General features: G+C 42.4%; 1 protein-coding gene. It reads left to right on the top strand.

Translation table 11 applies throughout. From position 1 onward, the window contains the following. A partial coding sequence (locus CXF58_RS13785) for a hypothetical protein (protein WP_102076312.1) occupies positions 1 to 1840 on the top strand: 1840 nt, incomplete at both ends.

Raw genomic sequence — 1840 nt, 5'->3', positions numbered from 1 at the left:
ATATGAGATCAAACACCTTTAATCACAGCTTGCTAGCCGTCGGGATCGCCGCTGTGCTCGGTATGAGCACAACTGCTAACGCAGCAGAAACAACAACACCCACAACAACAACGGGCATAGACATCACTAACCAAGCAAGTGCTAGTTATAAAGTTAGTGAGCAGGACCAACCAGTCGTTAAATCTAATATCGTAAAAATCAGCGTATCAGAACAAATATCATTTTCCTTGACTGCCAATAACGATGATACAGGACCAGGACAAGAAGGTACTAAAGATGATGATAAAAATCAGAAAGTAGAAGTCGCTCCTAATGGCTTCGTTACCTTTAAACATACTCTAACTAACACAGGTAACAGTGATGATATCTATGATATAACCATAGGTACCACTGACGGTATATATGACCAGGCCGCATCAAAAATCTCATTCATCGTATATGGCGGCACGGATGGAAAAACTGAAATTCGCAGAGGCGATGACTTAGCCTACACTGCGGGTGGCGTCCTACCGTCTGTTCTAAAAAAAGGAGAGCGTGTTGAGTTTACTATTAAAGCCAAAACCAATGGCAATAAGGGTGGTGACGAAAAATCGCTAGAAATAACTGCCACCAGTCGAGCACTAGCAGCTAAGACGAATCCTGTTGCTCCAATCACATCTCTTAAGAATACTAATAGCTCATTCACGAGACTACCTACCTTTGGTATCGTTAAAACCATTACTAATGGTCTCGACCTCAATAATACCGCAGATACTGCTGAGTATACAGTTGTAGTGACCAACCATGACACCCCTTTTGCTACTGATGCCTTAGGTATTACTATCGAAGACTTCCTACCAACTGGCATAGTAATGGCAGAGACGTTAAAAGCCACTAATATCACATTGGGTAGCAACGTCACTATTAATGGCAATGGCACTATCAATAATCCTGCCAACACAGGCTTTAATGTTACTGGCGTCAATATCCCAAAAGGTCAAAAAATAACTATTGTCTTTACAGTCAAACAAGCTGAAGGAGCTGGCATTACTCCTGAAATGGCCGAGACCTTGATCAATCATGTCGCCGTCACTGATAACTTGGATAACGATGCTAGCACTGCTGATAATGGAACTGATAACATCCTTGTCGATAGTACAGACATTGGTAAAGAGCTGAAAGTTGGTGACTTCTACCCTGCTACCCATGCCGATGTTAATACCATAGATGGTACAGCCCCTGCGAAGAATGGTGATGACTCGACTGGACCATTATCATTGGCGACTATTAAGCGTGCTTTAACCCTAACTGGTGTAACTGTTAGAGAAATCGCACCTAAGACAGGGCTTGATGAGACTGCTACTGCCGGACAAGTTACCCATGAAACCGTCATTACCAATAACGGTAAAGATGTTGAGGGTAGTAAAGCTGATGAGCTAACCTTTACTATCAATGACTTTGATGGTGAAACACCAGATTTGATCAATATAGTGCCTAAGAGCGTAACCGTCGCTTATGGTACAGGTACAACAGGAACGCAAGTTAAAATTAATCCTAAGCCTAATCCTGTTAATGGTGTCTATGTATATGACTTACACGACGCATTACCGGATGGTATACCAGCTGGTGAGAAAGTCACTATTAGATATAATATGTCAGCAAATAATGCACCAATGTTTACGCCAATAAGCTCTACGAATGATGTAGACGCTACAAAGGAAAAAACGATTGTCACTTTGATTCCAAAGTCAGAAGGTGCGCCTAAAGCAATACCTCCAGTAGAAGATATCACAACGGTTCGCGGCTTAGCGTTGGTGAAAAAGCAAGCTATGGCGGTAGATTGTGAGAGTGGCACTACTGG

This window comes from Psychrobacter sp. Sarcosine-02u-2 (assembly GCF_002836335.1).
Classification (GTDB): Bacteria; Pseudomonadota; Gammaproteobacteria; order Pseudomonadales; family Moraxellaceae; genus Psychrobacter; species Psychrobacter faecalis.
The sequence above is the reverse complement of the archived record's forward strand: the minus strand, read 5'-3'. Positions and strand labels throughout refer to the sequence as shown.